General features: G+C 62.9%; 18 protein-coding genes. 13 read left to right on the forward strand and 5 right to left on the reverse strand.

The window, feature by feature from the left end:
* Positions 1-107: 107 nt before the first annotated feature.
* Together AC07SU_RS16645 and olsB are read right to left on the reverse strand one after the other, a co-directional pair.
* Entirely contained in the window at positions 108-899 is a 792-nt protein-coding gene (locus AC07SU_RS16645; protein WP_176994785.1) for a lysophospholipid acyltransferase family protein, read from the reverse strand.
* The gene (gene olsB, locus AC07SU_RS16650; protein WP_176994786.1) at positions 899-1654 is read right to left on the reverse strand and encodes an L-ornithine N(alpha)-acyltransferase; all 756 of its coding nucleotides are present in this window, start codon (positions 1652-1654) and stop codon (positions 899-901) included. The genes AC07SU_RS16645 and olsB overlap by 1 nt, the downstream gene beginning before the upstream one ends.
* A 1043-nt stretch (positions 1655-2697) precedes the next feature.
* Here olsB and AC07SU_RS16655 point away from each other — a divergent pair.
* The 8 genes from AC07SU_RS16655 to AC07SU_RS16690 all read left to right on the forward strand — a co-directional run bounded on the left by AC07SU_RS16655 (position 2698) and on the right by AC07SU_RS16690 (position 11071).
* Positions 2698-3777, forward strand: coding sequence for a serine hydrolase domain-containing protein (locus AC07SU_RS16655; RefSeq protein ID WP_494997640.1), 1080 nt, complete (start codon positions 2698-2700; stop codon positions 3775-3777).
* Complete coding sequence (locus tag AC07SU_RS16660; RefSeq protein WP_176999245.1) at positions 3774-4088, forward strand: amidase; 315 nt, start codon at positions 3774-3776, stop codon at positions 4086-4088. Before AC07SU_RS16655 ends, AC07SU_RS16660 begins: the two co-directional genes overlap by 4 nt.
* Positions 4089-4332: 244 nt before the next feature.
* Complete coding sequence (locus AC07SU_RS16665) at positions 4333-5508, forward strand: M20 aminoacylase family protein (RefSeq protein ID WP_494997641.1); 1176 nt, start codon at positions 4333-4335, stop codon at positions 5506-5508.
* Positions 5509-5570: 62 nt separating this feature from the next.
* Positions 5571-6881: a citrate-proton symporter gene (locus AC07SU_RS16670; protein WP_494997642.1), complete on the forward strand. Its 1311-nt coding sequence runs from the start codon at positions 5571-5573 to the stop codon at positions 6879-6881.
* Entirely contained in the window at positions 6878-8320 is a 1443-nt protein-coding gene (locus AC07SU_RS16675) for an amidase (protein WP_494997643.1), read from the forward strand. The genes AC07SU_RS16670 and AC07SU_RS16675 overlap by 4 nt, the downstream gene beginning before the upstream one ends.
* A gap of 64 nt (positions 8321-8384) precedes the next feature.
* On the forward strand, positions 8385-9143 hold the full coding sequence (locus AC07SU_RS16680; protein WP_259171755.1) for an IclR family transcriptional regulator: 759 nt from the start codon (positions 8385-8387) through the stop codon (positions 9141-9143).
* 190 nt (positions 9144-9333) lie between these two features.
* Entirely contained in the window at positions 9334-9912 is a 579-nt protein-coding gene (locus AC07SU_RS16685) for a YceI family protein (protein WP_494997644.1), read from the forward strand.
* 1 nt (position 9913) lies between these two features.
* Positions 9914-11071: a phospholipase D-like domain-containing protein gene (locus AC07SU_RS16690; RefSeq protein WP_494997645.1), complete on the forward strand. Its 1158-nt coding sequence runs from the start codon at positions 9914-9916 to the stop codon at positions 11069-11071.
* A gap of 147 nt (positions 11072-11218) precedes the next feature.
* Here the strand turns inward: AC07SU_RS16690 and bglX are convergent, their stop codons facing one another.
* Complete coding sequence (bglX, locus tag AC07SU_RS16695; protein WP_176999238.1) at positions 11219-13510, reverse strand: beta-glucosidase BglX; 2292 nt, start codon at positions 13508-13510, stop codon at positions 11219-11221.
* Positions 13511-13754: 244 nt separating this feature from the next.
* Between bglX and AC07SU_RS16700 the strand changes: the two genes are divergently transcribed.
* From AC07SU_RS16700 to AC07SU_RS16720, 5 genes are all read left to right on the forward strand, one after another.
* Entirely contained in the window at positions 13755-14363 is a 609-nt protein-coding gene (locus AC07SU_RS16700; RefSeq protein ID WP_176999237.1) for a LemA family protein, read from the forward strand.
* Entirely contained in the window at positions 14363-15094 is a 732-nt protein-coding gene (locus AC07SU_RS16705; protein ID WP_494997646.1) for a TPM domain-containing protein, read from the forward strand. The genes AC07SU_RS16700 and AC07SU_RS16705 overlap by 1 nt, the downstream gene beginning before the upstream one ends.
* A gap of 28 nt (positions 15095-15122) precedes the next feature.
* Entirely contained in the window at positions 15123-15854 is a 732-nt protein-coding gene (locus AC07SU_RS16710; protein ID WP_494997647.1) for a TPM domain-containing protein, read from the forward strand.
* 31 nt (positions 15855-15885) lie between these two features.
* Entirely contained in the window at positions 15886-16503 is a 618-nt protein-coding gene (locus AC07SU_RS16715; RefSeq protein ID WP_494997648.1) for a TPM domain-containing protein, read from the forward strand.
* Positions 16504-16719: 216 nt separating this feature from the next.
* Positions 16720-17922 carry a class I SAM-dependent methyltransferase gene (locus AC07SU_RS16720; RefSeq protein ID WP_494997649.1) on the forward strand — a complete coding sequence of 401 codons (1203 nt, stop codon included), beginning with the start codon at positions 16720-16722 and terminating at the stop codon, positions 17920-17922.
* Positions 17923-18004: 82 nt separating this feature from the next.
* On the opposite strand, the gene AC07SU_RS16725 is transcribed toward AC07SU_RS16720, so the two are convergent.
* Both AC07SU_RS16725 and AC07SU_RS16730 read right to left on the reverse strand, forming a co-directional pair.
* Positions 18005-18904: a DMT family transporter gene (locus AC07SU_RS16725; protein WP_494997650.1), complete on the reverse strand. Its 900-nt coding sequence runs from the start codon at positions 18902-18904 to the stop codon at positions 18005-18007.
* 237 nt (positions 18905-19141) lie between these two features.
* Positions 19142-21700 carry a TonB-dependent receptor gene (locus AC07SU_RS16730; RefSeq protein WP_494997651.1) on the reverse strand — a complete coding sequence of 853 codons (2559 nt, stop codon included), beginning with the start codon at positions 21698-21700 and terminating at the stop codon, positions 19142-19144.
* Between the last annotated feature and the right edge of the window lie 67 nt (positions 21701-21767).

Here is a 21767-nt window from a genome sequence, read left to right on the forward strand (position 1 = left end):
TACGAGATTCTTCATCGTCTCGTGGGCTCGGAGATGTGTATAAGAGACTGGAATTCAACACCGCCATCGCAGGCAAGCCAGCTCCCACATGTTTAACCGTGCCCGCTTTAAGCCGCGAATGCCGGTCGAACCGCGATCTGCTCTGCTTCAGGCACCGGCCCAAACAACGCCTTCTGCACCGCCTGCTGCGCCTGGAACGCCAGCGCTGCACGCTCCTGCCCGGCACAGGCAATTGGCTTGAGCACATGGATTTCCACATCGCCCTGATCATTGGCAAACAGTCGCATCAAGTGCGACAGCAAATCATCATCGCCAATAAACGGAGCCAACGAATCCACCTGCCCATCACGCAGATACCGGATCGCCACCGGTTGCAGCGACACGTCTGCATCGATGGCACTGGCCAGCAAACGCCCGTGGAAGGTGCGCAGGCTGCGTCCGTCGGTAGTCGTGCCTTCGGGGAACATCAGCAGCGGGTGCTGTTGTTCCAGATGGCGGGTCATCTGCTTGCGGATCAACTGGCTGTCGCCCGAACCGCGGCGGATAAACAAGCTGCCCGCCTTGGCCGCCAACCAGCCGGCCACCGGCCAGGTGCGCACTTCGGCCTTGGACAGGAACGACATCGGCGTGACCATCCCCAGCAACGGGATGTCGGTCCAGGACACGTGATTGCTCACCCACAGCATCGGGGTTTGTGGCAACTCACCGTGCACCGTCACGCGAAAGGGCAGGGCGTTGGTCAGCCGTGCCATGAAAAACCGCGACCAACGCTGGCGACGCACCATCGAGTTGGCAATGCCCAAACGCTCGAACACACCAAACACACTGGCCATGCTCAAGCCCAGCGCCACCACCAGCAGCACGCGGGCAATGCGCCCGTACACCCGCAGGCGGCTCATCACATTGCAGCCTTGAAGTGACGGGCATAGCGGGGGCACAACTCGTCGCGCTTGAGCAGGATGAACACGTCGGCCACCTGGAAATCTTCATCCCAGCACGGCTCGCCGCAGATCTTCGCGCCCAGGCGCATGTAGGCCTTGAGCAAGGGCGGCATCTCGGCGATCACGTTGGACGGCAGGTCCAGTGCCGGCAGTGGCTTCTTCGGTTCGGCGCGCAGGTGTTCGTTGCACAGGTAGCGTTCGCGCAGGCGCTGCATGATCGCGTGGGCCTGGATGCCGCCGTCGTGCATCGGGATGCTCGCGCAGCCCATCAGGTAGCTGTAGCCGCCCTGGTTCAGCACCTCGGCCAACTCGCCCCACAACACCGCGATGGTGCCGCCGTTGCGGTAAGCCGGGTCGACGCAAGTACGGCCGATTTCGAGGATCGGGCCTTGCAGGTGCAGCAGGCCATGCAGGCTGAATTCTTCTTCGCTGTAGAAACGACCCAGGGTGCTGGCCGCCTGGTGGTCGAGCAAACGGGTGGTCGCCACCAAGCGGCCGGTGTTCAAGTCCCGCACGCCGATGTGGCTGCAGTGAACATCATAGTCATCCATGTCCAGACCCTGTTCCGCACCTTTCAGCTTGGCGTTGAACTCGCCGCTGAACACGTTGAAACGCAAGGCCTGGGCTTCCTGCAAAGCCTGTGCGCCAATCAGGCGTTCGGCTTGCAGACGGCGTTCATTGCCGGTGTCGCTGATGCGGGCGATCTGAGTCATGGCGAATCTCCGAGTGCCAGCCACTTTCGGCCGGTCGACTTGTTTGTCCAAACTCAGGCTATGTAGGCTCGGTGTCATCTCCATGAAGTTCCGGTGACGGTTGGATGACAGGGGGTTATCCGTTATTTCGGTGATGGCTGATATCGGTTCCGCTCTTACAGCGGCTCACTTTTGATAGAGCGCAAAAGTAAGCAAAACGCTCTTGCCCCAACACTCGGCACCTCGCCTAGGCTCGGTGTGCCCGTAATCCGACAGTGATTTGGGGGGCCGCCGCCACGCGCCATCCATGGCGCGGGGCGGCTAAACCGGCATCCCTGCCGGTTTACCCCCCAAATCCCTGCCGAATTCCGGCCAGCGTGTTTGACGGGGCGCCTAAGATCAAAGTCAAAAGCAAAAGCACAGCGGCCTGACAGCCGGCTTGAGTGGTGTAGATCAAAAGCAAAGGCCAACGCAGTCCACTGTAGGAGCCGGCTTGCCGGCGATGGTCGTCAACGATGACACTAAAAACCAGGCAGAATCCGGTGCCCTCATTGTGGGAGCTGGCTTGCCTGCGATGGCATCAACCGGGTATGCCTGATTCACCGAGGTGTCTGCATCGCCGGCAAGCCAGCTCCTACACGTATCTGCCTTTGATCTAACCACTCAGGTCGGCTACCAGGCCGCCGTGCTCTTGCTGTTGATCTTGATTTTGATCTTAGGCGCCCCGTCAAACACGCTGGCCGAACGCAGGCTTGAATCCGTGGGTAACCCGGCAGGACGCCGGGTTAGCCGTCCTGGGCCATGGATGGCCCATGACGGCGGCCCACGGATTCAAGCCGGAGTGAGGGCACACCGAGCCTAAGCGAGGTGCCGAGTGTTGGGGCAAGAGCCCTTTTGGCTGGGCCGGCATTCCGGGCTCTTTTCCAAAAGTGACCCGCCGTAAGGGCGGAACCCATATCAGCCATCACCCATATAACGGATATGCCCCCAACCCCCCGGTCACAAAACCGTCATCCCCCTCATCTAGCCTCGCGACCACGAATGCCCCCCGTGAGTCCGCATCCATGTTCAGAGGCCTGCTATCCGTCGCCCTCCTGCTAGTCACCGTCACCGTTACCGCCCACGCCGAAACCTGGCCAGACAAGGACTGGGCCAAGGGCACGCCGCTCGCAGGTCCCGCCGTCGATGCCCTGAATGCCTACGCTTTCCCCCCTCGTGACGACAACACCCGCCAGGGCATCCGCACCGACGCGCTGTTGGTGATCCGCGACGGCGAAGTCATCTACGAACGCTACGCAGCGCCCACCACCGTCAGCACGCCGCACCTGACCTGGTCCGTCAGCAAGAGCCTGATGGCGACTGTATTGGGCGTGGCCTACGGCGAAAATCGCTTCAAACTGACCGACCCCGCCGCACGCTTTTACCCGCCGATGAAGCAGCATCCCAAAGTCACCATGGCCGACTTGCTGCACTGGGCGTCGGGCCTGGACTGGCAGGAAGACTATGAATTCGCCCCGCTGAAATCCTCGGTGGTGGCGATGCTTTACACCCGCGGCCGCGCCGACATGGCCGACTTCGCCGCCGATACGGACGCCGCCAGCGCGCCCGGCCAGGTGTTCCGCTATTCCAGCGGTGACACCAACATCCTGTCCGCCACGCTTAAAGGCATGCTCGGCCACAAGGCGTATATGAGCTACCCGTGGGACGCGCTGTTCAAACCATTGGGCATTCGTAGCGCCACCTGGGAAACTGATGCCGACGAGACGTTCGTGGCCTCGTCCTACGCCTACCTCACCGCCCGCGACCTGGCCCGCGTCGGCCTGCTGATGGCGCGCGATGGTCGCTGGGGCGAGCAGCAATTGCTGCCCAAGGACTGGGTCGCCTTCAATCGCCAACCCTTCACCAATTACCGGGCGGGCCAGGATGAGGCCGTGCCGGGTGGCCATTGGTGGCTCAATAAAGGTGCGCCGCGGCCTTGGCCGGATGCTCCCGGTGACACGCTCGCTGCCCTCGGCCACTGGGGACAGGCGCTGTACGTGATGCCCGCCGAACACTTGGTGATCGTGCGCTACGGCGATGACCGCGACGGCAGCTACCGCCACAACGACCTGCTCAAGCACGTGCTCGCGGCGGTGCAACCATGATCCGTCGCCGGCCGTTTACCAGTGTGTTTCTGTTGCTGGTGCTCGCTTTGCTGGGCTGGATCTGGCACGAGCGCGTCAACCTGCAAGCCTTCCCCGACATCATCGCGGCGTACACGGCCAAGGAGTACTGCTCGTGCCGCTACGTCGAGAACAACCCGGCTGACTATTGCCGGGGCTACGTGAAGCAATACGTGCCCACCAGCGCGTTCAGCGACAACCCCGAGCGCAGCGAAGTCACCGCCAGCGGGCTGGGCCGCACCCACACCGCCCGCTGGCTCGGCGACCGCCACGGCTGCCGCCTGACGCCCTGACCCACCCCCCATCCCCTTGTGGGAGCGGGCTTGCCCGCGATGAGGCCAGGTCAGACGCTGCATGCGGTGACTGATCCACCGCCATCGCGGGCAAGCCCGCTCCCACAGGGTTCGGTGACCAACAGTAAAACCCTGAGGTTCCACAGGGTGGAACCACCTTTGATTGTCCTCCTGCGCACATCGCGGTTAGCTGGCGGTGTGCAGCAAACAAGAACGGGAATACCCGCCTGTGAGGAGAATCACCATGCGCCCACACCAGCACATCCTGGATTGGCTCAGCGACGTTGCCGGCGACTTGCACGCCGTGCGCCACGACATCCACGCCCATCCTGAACTCGGCTTTGAAGAGAATCGCACCAGCGCACTGGTCGCCCGATCCTTAAAGGACTGGGGCTACGAAGTGCACACCGGCATCGGCAAGACCGGTGTGGTCGGTGTGCTGCGTAACGGCAGCAGCCCACGCACCCTGGGCATTCGCGCCGACATGGACGCCTTGCCCATCATCGAAAACACCGGCGCGGCCTACACCAGCCAACACGCCGGTTGCATGCACGCCTGCGGCCACGACGGCCACACCACCATGCTGCTCGGTGCCGCCCGCTACCTGGCGGCCACGCGGCAGTTCGACGGCACGTTGAACCTGATCTTCCAGCCCGCCGAAGAAGGCCAGGGCGGTGCCGAAGCCATGCTCGCCGACGGCTTGCTGGAGCGTTTCCCCTGCGACGCGCTGTTTGGCATGCACAACATGCCGGGGCTGCCCGCGGGGCATCTGGGCTTGCGCGTCGGGCCGATGATGGCGTCCCAGGATTTGCTCACCGTGACCCTCGAAGGCGTCGGCGGCCACGGTTCCATGCCGCACCTCACGGTGGACCCGCTGGTGGCGGCCGCGAGCATGGTCATGGCGTTGCAGACGGTGGTGGCGCGCAACATCGACACCCAGGAAGCCGCCGTGGTTACCGTCGGTGCCCTGCAGGCGGGCCAGGCCGCCAACGTGATTCCGCAGCAAGCGTTGTTGCGTTTGAGCCTGCGCGCACTCAACCCAACGATCCGCGAGCAGATGCTGGAGCGCGTGTTCGCCATCATCCACACCCAGGCCGCCAGCTTCGGCTGCACCGTGCAGATCGAACATCGCCCGGCGTACCCGGTGCTGGTCAACCACCCCGAAGAAACCGAATTCGCGCGCCAGGTCGGCGTGGCTCTGCTCGGCGCCGACGCGGTGGACGGCCACACCCGCACGCTGATGGGCAGTGAAGACTTTGCCTGGATGCTGCAACGCTGCCCCGGCAGTTACCTGTTTATCGGCAACGGCGTGTCGCGGCCGATGGTGCATAACCCCGCCTATGACTTTAACGACGACATCCTGCTGACCGGCGCCGCCTACTGGGGCGCGCTGGCCGAGAGCTGGCTCAAGCCTGCCTGACGCCCCTCACTTTTTTCTGCCGCTGGACCCTTTCCCACGTTCGGTTGAATGGAGTGTTCCTCATGCAGACTTCACACACAGGCGTCTCCCGCACCCGCCAGGTCGTGGCGGCCGTGATCGGCAATGCGCTGGAATGGTATGACTTCATCGTTTATGGCTTTCTGGCCAGCATCATCGCCCGGCAGTTTTTCCCCTCGGACGATGAGTACGCGTCGCTGTTGATGGCCCTGGCCACCTTTGGCGTGGGCTTTTTCATGCGCCCGGTGGGCGGCATCCTGCTGGGCATCTACGCCGACCGCAAAGGCCGCAAGGCCGCGATGCAGTTGATTATCCGGCTGATGACGGTGTCCATCGCGTTGATCGCCTTTGCACCTAACTACGCGGCCATCGGCATGGGCGCGCCGCTGTTGATCGTGGTGGCGCGCATGCTGCAAGGCTTTGCCACCGGCGGTGAGTACGCCAGCGCCACAGCGTTCCTGGTGGAAAGTGCACCGGCCCATCGCAAGGGCTTGTATGGCTCCTGGCAATTGGTGGGGCAGTGCCTGGCGGTGTTTGGTGGCGCGGCCATGGTGGCAGCGGTTACGCACTTCTTCTCGCCGGCAACGCTTGACCTGTGGGGCTGGCGCCTACCGTTCGTGTTCGGCTTGCTGATCGGCCCAGTGGGGCTGTGGATTCGCCGGCACATGGAAGACCCGGAGGCATTCATCGAAGCCCGCAAGCAAGCCACCGGCCCCGCGCCGAGCCTGATGCAGGTGGTGCGCGAACACCGGCGCAGCATTCTCGTGTCGATGGGCCTGGCCTGTGGCGCAACGGTGTCGTTCTACGTAGTGCTGGTGAACATGCCGACCTTCGCCCACAAGAACCTCGGCCTGCCGCTGGACCAGGTGTTGATGGTGCAGATGTTCGCGGTGGCGCTGATGACCGTGGTGATCCCGCTGTCGGGCCTGGCTTCCGATCGCTTTGGACGGCGGCCGGTGTTGATGGCGTTCACCTTGGCGTTTTTTGTGATGGTCTACCCGCTGTATGTGTGGGTGGCCGCCGCGCCATCCATCGAGCGCTTGCTGGTGATGCAGGTGCTGCTGTGCACGGCCATTGGCGGGTTCTTCGGCCCCGCGCCGACCGCGCTGGCCGAGCAGTTCCCCATCGAAGTGCGCTCGACGGGCGTGTCGGTGGCCTATAACGTGGCGGTCATGGTGTTTGGCGGGTTTGCACCGCTGATCGTCACCTGGTTGAGCAAGGTGCTGGGCACGCCGGTGGCGCCAGCCTTCTATGTGTTGTTCGCGTGCGTGCTCACGCTGCTGGGCACTTACTGTATGCAGGAAGCACCGCGGGCCAAGCAGCCGCAGCCGTTTTCCAAAGAGGTGAAGCCGTGAGTATTGTCGATTGGGATGCCACGCAGCTGTCGCAGGCGATCCATGCGCGGCAGGTGTCGTGTGAAGACGTGATGCAGGCGTATCTGGCGCAGATCCAACGCTTCAACCCGGGCGTGAATGCGCTGGTGTCGCTGCGCGATGCCGATGAGGTACTGGCCGAAGCCCGGGCCTGTGACCGTGAGTTGGATCAGGGCCAGTCACGCGGCTGGATGCACGGCATGCCCCAGGCGATCAAGGACCTGGCGGCCACCAAAGGTTTGCGTACCACCTTGGGCTCGCCGCTGTTCGCCGAGCAGGTGCCGAGCGAAGACGCCATCAGCGTGGCGCGGGTGCGGGCCAGTGGCGCGATCATCATCGGCAAGACCAACGTGCCGGAATTCGGCCTGGGCTCGCACACCTACAACAGCCTGTTTGGCACCACCGGCAACGCCTATGACCCGCGCTTGAGCGCCGGTGGCAGCAGCGGCGGGGCGGCGGTCGCGTTGGCGTTGCGCATGCTGCCGGTGGCCGATGGCAGCGACATGATGGGCTCGTTGCGCAATCCGGCTGCATTCAACAACGTGTTCGGCCTGCGCCCGTCCCAAGGGCGCGTGCCCCACGGGCCGATGCCGGAACTGTTCGTGCAGCAACTGGGCACCGAAGGCCCGATGGGGCGCAGCGTGACGGATGTGGCGCGGCTGCTGAGCATCCAGGCGGGTTACGACCCTCGGGTGCCGCTGTCCTCCAAGGACGACGCCACTGTGCTGGGCCAGCCGTTGCAGCGTGACTTCAGGGGTGCGCGCCTGGGCTGGCTGGGGGATTACAACGGCTACCTGCCGATGGATGACGGCGTGATGAGCCTGTGCGAATCGGCCCTCGGCGACTTCACCGCGCTGGGCTGTGAAGTTGAAAGCTGCCAACCGGATTTCTCCCTGGCGCGCCTGTGGCGCAGCTGGTTGGTGCATCGCCACTGGCTGGTGCACGGCAACCTCGGCGCGGCCTACGCCAACCCGCAAAAACGCGCGCTGCTCAAACCTGAGGCGCAGTGGGAAGTGGAGGGCGGCCAGGGCTTGAGTGCCCAGCAGGTGTACCAGGCGTCGGTGGACCGCAGCGAGTGGTATCGCGCCCTGGCCAAGCTGTTCGAGCGTTACGATTTCCTGCTATTGCCCACCGCCCAAGTGTTCCCTTTCGATGCACAACAGCCCTGGCCACGCCTCGTCGGTGGGCGCGAAATGGACACCTACCACCGCTGGATGGAAGTGGTGATCGGCCCCACCCTGGCCGGCTTGCCCAGCATGAGCGTGCCGGTGGGCTTCAACCCTCAAGGCTTGCCCATGGGCGTGCAAATCATTGGCCCGGCCCAGGCGGACCGGGCGGTGTTGCAACTGGCTTACGCCCATGAACAGCTGACGCAATGGGTGCAGCGTCGCCCGCCGACCTGCCTTGAGTCGACGTGTTGAGGCACGACCGGGCCTGTATCTTGCTGTGAACAATGATCATCCACCGGCATCAGGGAGATCGAACATGGAGACAGGCACGGTACGCTCGGTTGAACGCGCACTGGCAATCGTCGAGCTGCTGGGCGAACACCAGGCCCTGGGGCTGGAGGAACTGCACTACCTCACGCGCCTGCCCAAGGCCACGGTGTCGCGCATGTTGCTGACCTTGCAGGACCAGGGCTGGGTCTACCGCGGCTTGAGCGACCGGCGCTATCGCCTGCGTGCCCAACGCCTGTTCGGTGACAGCCAGCAGCGCTTCAAGCGCCAGGTGGTGGAAAGTGCTGCGCCGTGGCTGCTGGAACTCAGCGAACGCACCGGGCTGGTGGTGGATTTGTCATGCTTTGATGGTGAGCGTCTGGAGGTCATGGAAAGCGCGATTCCCGGCGTGCTGCGCAAGCTGTATCCCAACAATTGCCAGATCGTCGGCCAGCACGCCAGCCTGTTTCATTCGGCCATGGGCAAGGCGTGCCTCACGCAATTGCCGGCCGAGGAAGTGCAGCGCCTGGCAGGCCGTGACCATGTGGCGGCGCACGAGCAATACGATGCCTGCGAGAGAACCCAGCACCAGGGGTTCGGCCAGCGCACCGAAGGCTATTGGGAATACCCGGTGCGCCTGCCGTTCCTGATCCGCGCCGTAGCCTTGCCGGTACAAGCCAACGGCCGCCTGGTAGGCAGCATGGCGCTGCATTGGCCGATGCACCAGGCGCCGGTGGAGCGCGTGTTGAACCTGCACATGGCCAGTCTGGAGCAGACCGTGCGGGAAGTGCAGCGCGCATTGGCCTGACAGTCACCGCCTCCTCACTGAGGGAATGGTGGTTTATGTGGGACCCGGGCTTGCCCGCGATGCAGGCAACTCGGTCTGTCAGTGATACCCAGTCGATGCCATCGCAGGCAAGCCAGCTCCCACATTGGGTTTGCGTCGCTTGTGACATGCGCTTAAGGTTCGTTCAGGTTTTTCGTCCCACGAGTCTTCAATGTCAATCAAACCCCTGGCCTTCGCCCTGCTGGCCGCCGCTGCTGCGCCTGCCCAGGCCGACTGGTACCTGGATAACGAATCGTCACGCCTGTCGTTCGTCACCACCAAGAACACCGAAATCGCCGAAGTGCAGCGCTTCCTGGTGCTGCACGGCAAGGTCGACAGCAAAGGTGCTGCGCAATTGGAAGTCGAGTTGGAGTCGGTCAACAGCGGCGTTCCATTGCGCGACGAGCGCATGCGCAATCAACTGTTCGACATCAAGACATTCCCCGACGCGCTGATCAACGCGCAGATCAACCTGCAGCCGATCAATGATTTGGCGCCCGGCGCACAACTGGAGTTGCGCCTGCCGTTGGCCGTGACCCTGCACGGCAAGACCCAGACCTACAACGCCGAGCTGCTGGCCACGCGCCTGGATGACCGACGTTTCCAGGTGGTGACCCTGGAACCGCTGGTGGTGCATGCCGAGGACTTTGACCTGGTGCCAGGCGTGGCGGCGTTGCGCCAGGCCGCTGGGCTCGAGTCGATCAGCCTGTCGGTGCCGGTGGGTGCGGTACTGATTTTCACGGCGCGCTGACATGAGCGGCGCAGTGTTCCCCTGGCGCAGCGCCAACCGTTTCGAGTTGTTGATCGACGGGCCACAGTTCTTTCCGCAGATGCTGGTGGGCATTGCCCGGGCCGAGCGCCAAGTCGATCTGGAGTTGTACCTGGTGGAAGCCGGCGCCTGCGCCGACGCCATGGTCAGCGCCCTGGTGCAGGCCGCTGAACGCGGTGTGCGCGTGCGTTGCCTGTTTGATGATTACGGCAGTCTGGCCTTTACCCTCGGCTTGCGAAAACGCCTGACCGACGCCGGTGTGGAGCTGCGCTTTTACAACCGCCTGAGCTGGCGTCGCTGGATGCGCAACCTGTACCGCGACCATCGCAAGGTGTTGCTGATCGATCAGGACGTCACGTTTGTCGGTGGCACTGGCGTCACCGATGAGTTCTGGACACCGGGGCAAGACCCCGCCGACTGGCATGAAGTGATGGTGCAGATCAGCGGCCCGCTGGTGATGGATTGGCAGGCGTTGTTCGACCGTCAATGGCATGCCAACGCGGCCCGCCGTGAGTGGAAACCTGCCACCCATTTTGGTTTGCCACGGTTGCCCAAACTGCCGGCGACCGGGCCAGGTCTGGGCCGTGTTGCCTATGCCGACGCCCGCCAGCATCGCGACATCCTGCAATCGTTGATTCGCGCCCTGAACAGCAGCCAGACCCGTATCTGGCTGGCCACGCCGTACTTCCTGCCCACCTGGAGCGTGCGCCGGGCCCTGCGCCGTGCGGCCGGGCGCGGGGTGGATGTGCGTTTGTTGCTCACCGGCCCGCGCACCGATCACCCGTCCGTGCGCTACGCCGGGCATCGCTATTACCCGCGCCTGCTGCGCTCGGGCGTGCAGATCTTTGAATACCAGCCGTGCTTCCTGCACCTGAAGATGGTGCTGGTGGACGATTGGGTCAGCGTGGGCTCGTGCAACTTCGATCACTGGAACCTGCGTTTTAACCTGGATGCCAACCTGGAAGCGCTGGACCCGGAATTGACGCTGGCCGTGGCGGGCAGTTTCGAGCGGGATTTCGAGCAGAGCCAGGCGGTGAGCCTGGAGGCGTGGAAGGCGCGACCGTTATGGCGGCGGGTGAAGCAGCGGGTGTGGGGGTGGATTGACCGGTTGGTGGTCAATTTGCTCGACCGACGCGGCTAAGAAGCACACCGCAAAACAAATGTGGGAGCGGGCTTCTGTGGGAGCCGGGCTTGCCCGCGATGCAGGCACCTCGGTGTGTCAGTCATACCGAGGTGATGCCATCGCAGGCAAGCCAGCTCCCACACAAGCCGGATTTACAGCCTTGGGTTACAGCAGTTCGAAGGTCTGCTGCTGCACATCCTGGGAATCCAGCCCGATCTGCACATTGAACTCGCCCGGTTCTGCCGCGTACTTGAGCTGGGTGTTGTAGAACTTCAAGTCGTCCTCGGTGATGGTGAAGTGCAACGTGCGTTCTTCACCGGCCTTGAGCATGACTTTCTGGAAGTTCTTCAGCTCCTTGATCGGGCGGATCATCGAGCCCGCCACGTCCTGGATGTACAACTGCACCACGGTTTCGCCATCCACCTTGCCGGTGTTCTTGACGGTGACGCTGGCGTCGAGCTTGCCGGTCTTGTTCAGGGTGGTGGACGACAGCGCCATGTCCGACAGGCTGAAGCGGGTGTAGCTCAGGCCATAACCGAACGGAAACAGCGGCCCGGTGATGTCATCGAAGTACTGCGAGGTGTAGTTGCCCGGCTTGCCAGGGGTGAACGGGCGGCCGATGGTCAGGTGGTTGTAGTAGGTCGGAATCTGCCCCACCGAACGTGGGAAGGTGATCGGCAGCTTGCCCGACGGGTTGTAGTCACCGAACAGCACGTCGGCGATGGCGTTGCCGCCTTCGGTGCCGGCGAACCAGGTTTCCAGGATCGCGTCGGCCTGTTGGTTTTCTTCCAGGATCGACAGCGGACGGCCGTTCATCAGCACCAGCACCAATGGCTTGCCGGTGGCCTTCAGGGCCTTGATCAGGTCGCGCTGGCTTTGCGGGATGTTCAGGTCGGTGCGGCTGGACGACTCGTGGGACATGCCACGGGACTCACCCACGGCTGCCACGACCACGTCGGCGTTTTTGGCAGCCTTGACTGCTTCGTCGATCAACGCTTGCGGCGAGCGAGGGTCATCCACCACTTCCGGGGTGTCGAAGTTGAGGAAGTTGAGGTAGTCGACCACGGCCTTGTCATTGGTGATGTTGGCACCGCGTGCATACACCAGCTTGCCTTTGCCTGCGAGGGCGTCGGTCATGCCTTTGAGCAGGGTCACCGATTGTGCCGGGCGGCCGGCAGCGGCCCAACTGCCCATGATGTCGATCGGGGCATCGGCCAGCGGGCCGACCAGCGCGACGGTCGCGGACTTCTTCAGCGGCAGGGCGTCGTTCTGGTTTTTCAGCAGCACCAGGCTGCGGCGCGCGATATCACGGGCATCGGCGCGGTGCAGTCGGTCTTCGGAATAGGTATCGGCCGGGTCATCCTCGGCCTTGCCGATGCGCAGGTACGGGTCCTTGAACAGGCCCATGTCGTACTTGGCAGCGAGCACCTCACGCACGGCGTTGTCGATGTCGCTCTGTTCGATTTCACCGGACTTGAGCAAGCCGGGCAGTTCCTTGCCGTACAGCGAGTCGTTCATGCTCATGTCGATGCCGGCCTTGATTGCCAGCTTCGCCGCTTCACGCCCGTCCTTGGCCACGCCGTGCTTGATCAGCTCGACGATTGCGCCATGGTCACTCACGGCCAGGCCCTTGAAGCCCCAGTCCTTGCGCAGCAGGTCATTCATCAGCCAGGTGTTGGCGGTGGCGGGCACGCCGTTGATCGAGTTCAACGCCACCATTACGCCGCCCGAGCCGGCCTTGATTGCCGCGTGGTACGGCGGCAGGTAGTCCTGGTACATCTTGACCGGGCTCATGTCGACCACGTTGTAGTCGCGACCGCCCTCCACCGCGCCGTACAGGGCGAAGTGCTTGACGCTGGCCATGATGCTGTCGGCGTTGGCCGGGCTGACACCCTGGAAGGCCTTGACCATCACTTCGGCAATGCGTGAAACGAGGTAGGTGTCTTCACCAAAACCCTCGGAGGTGCGGCCCCAGCGCGGGTCGCGGGAGATGTCGACCATCGGCGCAAAGGTGATGTCGAGGCTGTCGGCGGCGGCTTCCTGGGCGGCGATGCGCCCGGAGCGGCCGATGGCGTCCATGTCCCAGCTGGAGGCGAGTGCCAGGCTGATCGGGAAAATGGTGCGGTGGCCGTGGATCACGTCGTAGGCGAAGAACATCGGGATCTTCAACCGGCTGCGCATGGCCGCGTCCTGCATCGGACGGTTTTCCGGGCGGGTGATAGAGTTGAACGTGCCGCCGATGCGACCGGCGGCGATTTCCTTGCGGATCATCTCGCGGGGCATCTCGGGGCCGATGCTGATCAGGCGTAATTGGCCTATCTTTTCATCGAGGGTCATCTGCTTGAGCAGGTCGTTGACGAACGCGTCCTTGTCCTTTGGCGCGGCGGACCCTGTTTCGGCCCAGGCGGGGTGGCAGGCCAACGTGGCCACAAGGCCGAGCAAACACAGCTTCTTCATGAATATCCTTTCGTGGCGTACTGCGCAGCGACAAAAGGAACGCTGCTCGGCCAAAGTGTTTGGAACATATGTTGTTGTTCGAGTGTTATGTCAGACGAATGCAGCACACATCTGAACTCTGATTCGCGCAGGGCATCTTTTTAGCTGATTGGGTCGATGCATGCCAGTCGTGGTGGCGGATTATGCCCCAGGCGCACGATGTACAGGGTTATCAAATTTCACAGCAATGGTTGCGGAGAGACTTATGTCAGTTATTCAAGGATATCGCTGGGGCTTCAAGGCGGCGGCGATGCTGCTGATCGGTGCGGTGTTGAGCGGTTGCGGCATCAACAAGATCCCCACACTCGACGAACAGGCCAAGGCGGCCTGGGCCCAGGTGCAGAACCAGTACCAACGGCGTGCCGACCTGATTCCCAACCTGGTGGAAGTGGTGAAGGGCTACGCGGCCCATGAACAGGACACCCTCACGGCCGTGATCGAGGCGCGGGCCAAGGCCACGTCGATCCAAGTGGACGCCGGCACCCTGGACAACCCCGAGAAACTCAAGCAGTTCCAGCAAGCCCAGGATGGCCTGAGCGGTGCACTCAACCGGTTGATGGTGGTGTCCGAGCGTTATCCGGACCTCAAGGCCAACCAGAACTTCCTCGCCTTGCAATCGCAGCTTGAAGGCACCGAAAACCGGATCGCCGTGGCCCGTCGTGACTTTATCCAGGCGGTGCAGGCCTACAACACTGAAATCCGCACCTTCCCGGGCCGCCTGTGGCACAGCGTGATGTACAGCGACTTGCCGATCCGCGCCAACTTCGAAGCCACCAGCGCCGATGCTGATAAAGCGCCGCAAGTGAAGTTCTGATGGGCGCACGGGGCTGGTTGTTCGCTGCTTTGCTGCTGTGCGGTCAGGTGATGGCGGCTGACACCCCGGTGTCGGTCGAGGCCTTGATCGCCGAGCAGTTTGCCCAGCTGGACGGTCGCATCGTCGACCGCGCCGGCCTGCTCGACGCCGCCAGTACGGCGGCGCTCAAGCGCACGCTGGATAGCCACGAGCAGCAGACCGGCGAGCAGATTGTGGTGGTCACCCTGGACAGCCTGCACGGCAACACCCTGGAAGACTTCGGCTATCAGCTGGGGCGTCACTGGGGCGTGGGCGAAAAGGGCAAGAACAGCGGCGCGTTGTTGATCGTGGTGCCCAAGGCTCATCAGGTGCGGATCGAAGTGGGTTATGGCCTGGAAGATCGCCTGACTGATGCCCAGAGTTCAGTGATCATCAATCAGGTGATCATTCCCCCGTTCAAGCAGAGCCGCTTTGCCCAGGGGATCACGGCAGGCGTGAACGCCATGGTCCAGGTGCTGGGCGGCAAGCCGGTGCACGCCAAGGCCACACACAAAAACTGGGTGGGGTGGATCTTCGGGTTGGCCGGCCTGTTTGTGCTGGTGATCGGTTTTGTGGTGATCAAGTACGGACGCCGGACCACGCCCTTCGACGATGACGATGACGCCCCGCGCCCAGGCGACAGCGACAAGCGCTCCGATTCTGGCGGTGGCGGCGGCAGCTTCGGTGGCGCAGGGGCGACCGGCAATTGGTAGTCAGGCATTCACAGGCCAAGGGGGCATGATGCGAATGATACGAATGGGCCTGGCGCTGTTGCTGTTGCTCGGCGCCATGACGGCCCAGGCGGCGCTCACCTTTCCGGCGTTGACCGGGCGGGTGGTGGACGATGCCCAGATGATCGACCCGGCCACGCGCCAGCAACTGACCCAGCAGTTGCAGGCGCTGGAGCAGGCCTCGGGCGACCAGATCGTGGTGGTCACCGTGCCCAACCTGCAAGGTGTGCCCATTGAAGACTTCGGTTACCAGTTGGGCCGCCAGTGGGGCATCGGCCAGAAGGGCAAGGACAACGGCGCGCTGTTGATCGTCGCCCGGGATGAGCGCAAGTTGCGCATCGAAGTCGGCTATGGCCTTGAAGGCGTGCTGACGGATGCGCAGTCGTGGGTCATCATCAACCAAGTGATCGCGCCCAAGTTCAAGGCCGGCAACTACAGCCAGGGCATCAGCGACGGCGTGGTGGCGATGTTGCAGGTGGTGGGCGGTGACCCGTTGGCGGTGCCGGCGCATGTAGCCGACGCGAACTTTGCCAAGGATAATCCCGGGTTTTCCATCGGCCTGTTCATTCTGCTGATCGGCGTCTTGTGGTTGTGCCATCGCATGGGCCTGCCCGTGGGCGCCATGCTCCTGGCCATCCTCAGCAACAGCGGGCGTGGTGGCGGTGGTGGTGGGGGAGGCGGTGGCGGCTTCCGGGGCGGCGGCGGTGGTTTTGGCGGCGGCGGGGCTTCAGGCGGGTGGTAATGACAATAACTAAAAAAGAGCATCGACAACCATGGCTTTACTGACTGAACACGAGCAGCGCCAAGTCGCCGAGGCGATCGCCCGCGTCGAGAAAACCACCGACGCCGAACTGGTGACCGTGCTGGCGGCGCGTGCCGACGACTACGCCTACATTCCGTTGTTGTGGGCCAGCCTGATCGCCCTGGTGGTGCCGGGCGTGGTGCATTACCTGTCCGGCTACCTGACCATGTACACCTTGCTGCTGGCGCAATGGGCGACGTTCATCGTGTTGTGCCTGGTGTTCCGATTGCCCAAGGTCACCACGCGGTTGATCCCCCGTTCGGTTCGCCACTGGCGCGCGTCCAACCTGGCGCGGCGCCAGTTCCTGGAGCAGAACCTGCATCACACGCTGGGCAGCACCGGGGTGCTGATTTTCGTCAGCGAGGCCGAGCGGTACGTGGAGATTTTGGTGGATGACGGGATTTCCCAGCGCCTGGATGACAGCAGCTGGGAGGTGATCGTCAAGGCGTTTACCCAGCAGGTGAAGCAGGGGCAGACGCTGGCGGGGTTTATCGCGTGCATCGAGGCCTGTGGCGAGTTGCTCAAGGTGCATGTGCCGTTGACGCAGACGCGCAATGAGTTGCCTAACCGGTTAATCGTGTTGGAGTGACCCTGACACACTGATCTCTCTGTGGGAGCTGGCTTGCCTGCGATGCGGGCAACTCGGTCTGTCAGTTAAACCGAGGTGATGCCATCGCAGGCAAGCCAGCTCCCACACAAGCCCGCTCCAAGGTGTGCTAATCGACCGTTGATCAAATAACCCCGTGCCCTCGAGCCCCATCCCCCCTAAAATGCCCGGCATTCCCTGCCCGAGGCGTTTTTGTTCATGTCTGTCACTGTTCAACCGGATCATCACGCCCAGTTCATCGCACTGTTGAGCGACAGCCTTGCGCAGAATGCTTTCATCAAGCTGGTGCTGGCCAAGTACGTCGGTGCCGAAGCCGAATTGCAGCGGCTGATCATCAAGCAGGTGATGGTCAAGGAGCAGGCCTGCCTGTCGTTCGTGTACCGCTACAAGACCCGCGACATCACCAAGAACCTGCCCCTGGCCGACGGCGTGGCGGCGATTGCCGAGCTGTTGCCGGCCCAGTTCAAGAACGCGCACCTGTTGTCGCTGACCGATGAAGCCCAGCTGGAATACAGCAAGAAGAACAAAAGCTCACTGTTCAAAAGCAAGCCGCAGCAGTTGCGCGAGGCGCCGTCGGCAGAGCACAACCGTGAGAAGAACCGCTACCTCGACCTGAGCCGGCCGTTTCTCGCCGACCTGGGCGTGACCGACGCCAAGCAGGCGCTGATCCCGTCGATGTCGCGCAAGTGGAAGCAGATCAACAAGTTCATCGAAGTGTTCAGCCATGCGCTGACCTCGTCACCGTTGAAGCTGGACCAGCCGGTGCGCGTGGCCGATTTTGGTTCGGGCAAGGGTTACCTGACGTTTGCCATCCACGATTACCTGCGCAACACCCTCAAGGCCGAGGGCGAAGTCACCGGTGTGGAGTTGCGCGAAGACATGGTGACCCTGTGCAACACCGCTGCTGCGCGCCTGGAGCACCCGGGGCTGGTGTTCAAGTGTGGTGATGTGCGCAGCGTGGCGCCGAGCGAGCTGGACGTGATGATCGCGCTGCACGCCTGTGACATCGCCACCGACTACGCGATCCATACCGGCATCCGTTCCGGTGCGTCGATCATCATGTGCTCGCCGTGCTGCCACAAACAGATCCGCCTGCAGATCCAGAGCCCGGTGCTGCTCAAGCCAATGCTGCAATACGGTTTGCACCTGGGCCAGCAAGCCGAGATGGTTACCGACAGCCTGCGCGCGTTGTTTTTGGAAGCCTGTGGGTATGAGACCAAGGTGTTCGAGTTCATCTCGTTGGAACACACCAACAAGAACAAGATGATCCTGGCGGTGAAACGCGCGGAGCCTGTGGACAACGCGCAGTTGCTGGAGAAAATCCAGGAACTGAAGGTCTTCTACCACATCACCGAACACTGCCTGGAAACCCTGCTGCGCGCCGACGGTTTCTTAAGCTGAACACACCCCCTGTAGGAGCCGGCTTGCCGGCGATGGCGGTGGTTCAGTCAGCACCGCTATCGCAGGCAAGCCAGCTCCCACATTAGATTGTGTTCGGCCTTGGAATTGGCGCGGGTTGTACGGCGGTCTTGCGCCCCAACATCACCGTCACGATCACCCCACACGCAAACAGCCAGGTAATCGGCTCGATATGCTCACCAAAGAACAGCGCCGAAAACGCGATGGTGAAGAAAATCTGCAGCAGCTGGATCTGGCTGACCCGCGCAATGCCGCCCATGGCCAGCCCGGCGTACCAGGCGAAGAACCCCAGGAACTGCGAGAACAACGACACATAGCCGAACGCCCACCAGGCACGCATCGAGATTGCGCCTTGATGCTGAGCCGCCAGGTACCACACCGGGCCGATCAACACGGGTGTTGAGAGCACCAGCGCCCAGCAGATCACCTGCCAGCCGCCCATTTCCTTGGCCAACCGACCGCCTTCGGCATAACCCAGGCCACCCACGGCAATCGCGCCAAGCATCAGCAAGTCGCCGGCCTGGATACTGCCGGCACCGGTGATTAATGCATAACCGAGCACCAGGGCACTGCCCAGCGCGGCACAGGCCCAGAAGGCCTTGGATGGCCGCTCATGGGACAGCCAGGCGGCATACAGCGCCACGCACAGCGGTTGCAGACCGTTGACCAACGCGCCATGGGACGCCGGCAGGGTTTGCATGGCCCAGGCCGACAGCACCGGAAAGCCCAGGATCACACCGGCAATCACCAGGCACAGCCCGCGCACTTGGCGCCAGGTCGGCCAGCGTTCACGGCGCCACAGCAGCAACGCCGCCGCCGGGATCGCGGCGAACAGCGCACGGCCCAGGCCGTTGAGCAACGGGTGGATTTCCTGCACGACGATGCGCGTGAACGGCAAGGTCAGGCTGAAGATGATGACGCCCAGCAGGCCGAGGGCCATGCCGGTGTTTTCGCGCGAGCTCATGGTGAGGGGACCGGGATCAAAAGGGCTTCAAGGGAAACCCATCTAGCCACAACCCCCGGCAAATCAGGGCCTACAGCTGGGTGCGGATTTATCCGTACAGTTTCAAAAACTGCTGGGTGGGTGCAACGACAAAGATCCACTGTAGGAGCCGGCTTGCCGGCGATGCAGGCAACTCGGTTTTCAATTGGACTGAGGGGATGCCATCGCTGGCAAGCCAGCTCCTACAGGTGTGCGGGTTTAGAAGAAGCGCGTGACGCTGATCTTCGCATCGCGGCCCTTGGTGTAGGCGCGGTCGCCGCTCAAGGCCGGGCGGAAGTTGTTGTTGAACAGGTTGTCCACGGTGAAGTTCACCTCGGTGCCCTTGAGGTAGGCCTGCTGCGGTTTCCATTTGGCGAACAAACCCTGGGTGTTGTAGCGCTTGTTGCCGTACTGGTCGTAGAACAGGTCGCCGACGCTGCTGCCCGGGCCAGCGGAATAGCTGTCGCTGGGCAGGCGTTTGGTGGCGCCGATGAACTGGCCCATCCAGCCTACCTGCGCGTCCAGCGCCGGGATGTTGGTACCGAGCACCAGCACCCATTTGGTCGGCGGAATATCCCGCGCGGCCACATCCGGCCCCCATGGGTTGGTGTAGGCGCCTTCGTGATCGCCCTTGGCGTAGGCGAACGACGCCGAGCCGAACAGGTAGGTGGAGTTGTAGAACGTTTCCAGCTCAAAGCCCTTGATGGTCAGCCCGCCGATGTTGCGGTAGTTGGACATTGCGCCGGGTGGGCAGGCGCTGGAGATGGTGCCGCCGTTGATGGCCTGGTTCTGGCAGCCGACGCCGGTGGCCTTGAAGATTTCGTCCTCGACCTTGTTGTGGAAGAAGGTGGTGCGCACTTGCAGGTTGTCGTCCCGGGCGATCAGGTTGTCGAAGCTGCTGACGCTGCCCACGCTGATCGAGGTGATGCGTTCCGGGTCGAGGTCTACGCTGGTGGCGGTGCGACTGCCCAGGCCCTGCACTTCGTATTGCTCGTCGATCACGGGGGCGCGCCAGGTCTGGCTCCAGTTGGCGAACAGCCCCAGGTTCGGGTTGACCGTCCAGAACAACGCCAGGCGCGGCGACCAACCGGTGTAGGTGCGGTCGCTGTAGTCGTGGCCGACGGCCGGGTCCGGATTGTTGTAGTAAGGCGCATCGTTGCCTTCACCACGGTTGCGCACGTGGTCGTAGCGCAGGGATGGCGTGATGGTCACATCGCCGATAGTCACCGCGTCCTGGATAAAGAAGCTGTTGGTATCGACCTTGCCGTGGGGCATGAAGCCTGGCTGGAAGTGCCCATAGTTGTAGCGCGGGGTGTTGTAGGTGGCGCCGGGCATCCACATCTCGGTTTCGCGGATGTGCTTGCGGATCTGCCCGCCGACGGTGACGGCGTGTTGCAAGGGACCTGTGTCGAACAGGCTGACGTTACGGATATCGAGGTTCTTGTCGGTGTAGGACGTGTCCATCTTGCGCCCACCGGTAGCCAGCTGGAAAAACGCGGTGGCGTCGCGCTCGTCGGTCTGCTCGGTGTTGGACTGCGAATATTTGACGGTCAGGTCCACCAGCGGGTTGTCCACCGGGGTGAACTCATACTTGCCCGACCATGTGGTGTCGACGGTGTCGCGATGGGCCAGAAAACGCTTCAACGCCCCTTCGTAGCCGTAGCGGTCGATGTTGGCCTGGGTTGGCGGCGTCGGGTAGCTGGCGGCGGAGAATGGCGTCCAGCGGTTGCTGTGGGAGCGGGAATAGGAAAGGCCGACGCTGTGTTCCTCGCTGAGGTGAGCGTTGACCTTGAACAGCTTGCCGTCCACATCCTGGGCAGTGTTGGGCAGGCGCTTGGGGTTGATCGGGTACTGGTTGTTCTCGTTGGGCAGTTCAGCGGCCACCTTCATGTCGCCGCCGTCGCGTTGGGTCAGGTAGGCCAGTGCGTCAAAACGGCCGTCGTCGGTACGGCCATATACTGCGCCGCTGTAAACCTGTTCGTGGTCATTGCTGGAGTAACCGTATTTGAGCATGGCGCCACTGTTGCGGCCGTCCTTGAGCAAGTCGGGGGCGTCCTTGGTGGTCATGTTGACCGTGCCGCCAAACCCGCCATTGCCGGTGAAGGGCGAGTTGGGGCCTTTCTCCACTTCAATGCTCTTGATCAGCTCGGGCTCGATAAACACCGTGCCTTGCTGGTAGCGCTCGAAGCCGCTCTTGGTGGCGCCGTCGACGGTCAGCGGTACGTCTTCGGCATCGCCGAAACCGCGGATGTTGATGGTCTGGCCACCGGGTTTGAGCGAGCCGCCCTGGCTGACACCGGGCAGGGTCTGCAACAGGCTGGGAATGTTGTTGGACTGGTAGCGGTCGATGTCTTCCTGGGTCAGGGTCGAGCGGCCGACCGTACTGGAGTTCACTTCCGTGCCGGTGCCGATCACGCTGAGGGTGTCCAACTGGATCGCGCCGCTGTTGGTGGTTTTGCCTTCATCGGGGCGTACCACGTAGGTGGTGCCGACTTTGATCAAGGTGAACTCGCCGTTTTTCAGCAGGGTGCGGATCGCCACTTCCGGGGTGAAGTCACCGTTGAGTGCCGGCGCCTGCACGTTCTTGAGCAGGGTCTCATCGAACAGCAACTGGATTTTTGCCTGTTGCGCCACTTGGCTCAAGGATGTCGCCAGCGGCTGGGCGGGCAGTTGCAGCGTGAGCGACTCGGCCTGGGCGCTGAGGCTGAATGCCAGGCAGGTGGCGATGATCGACGGTCTAAGAAACAGGTGCGAAACGTGGCAAGGCGCGCGAAACATGAAATCCCCCGGAGTGGCCAAACGGCCAAAAAGGCGTGCGTATCAAACGCAGACGGGGGGAAGACGG

It is taken from the genome of Pseudomonas sp. GW821-FHT05H12 (assembly GCF_059419385.1).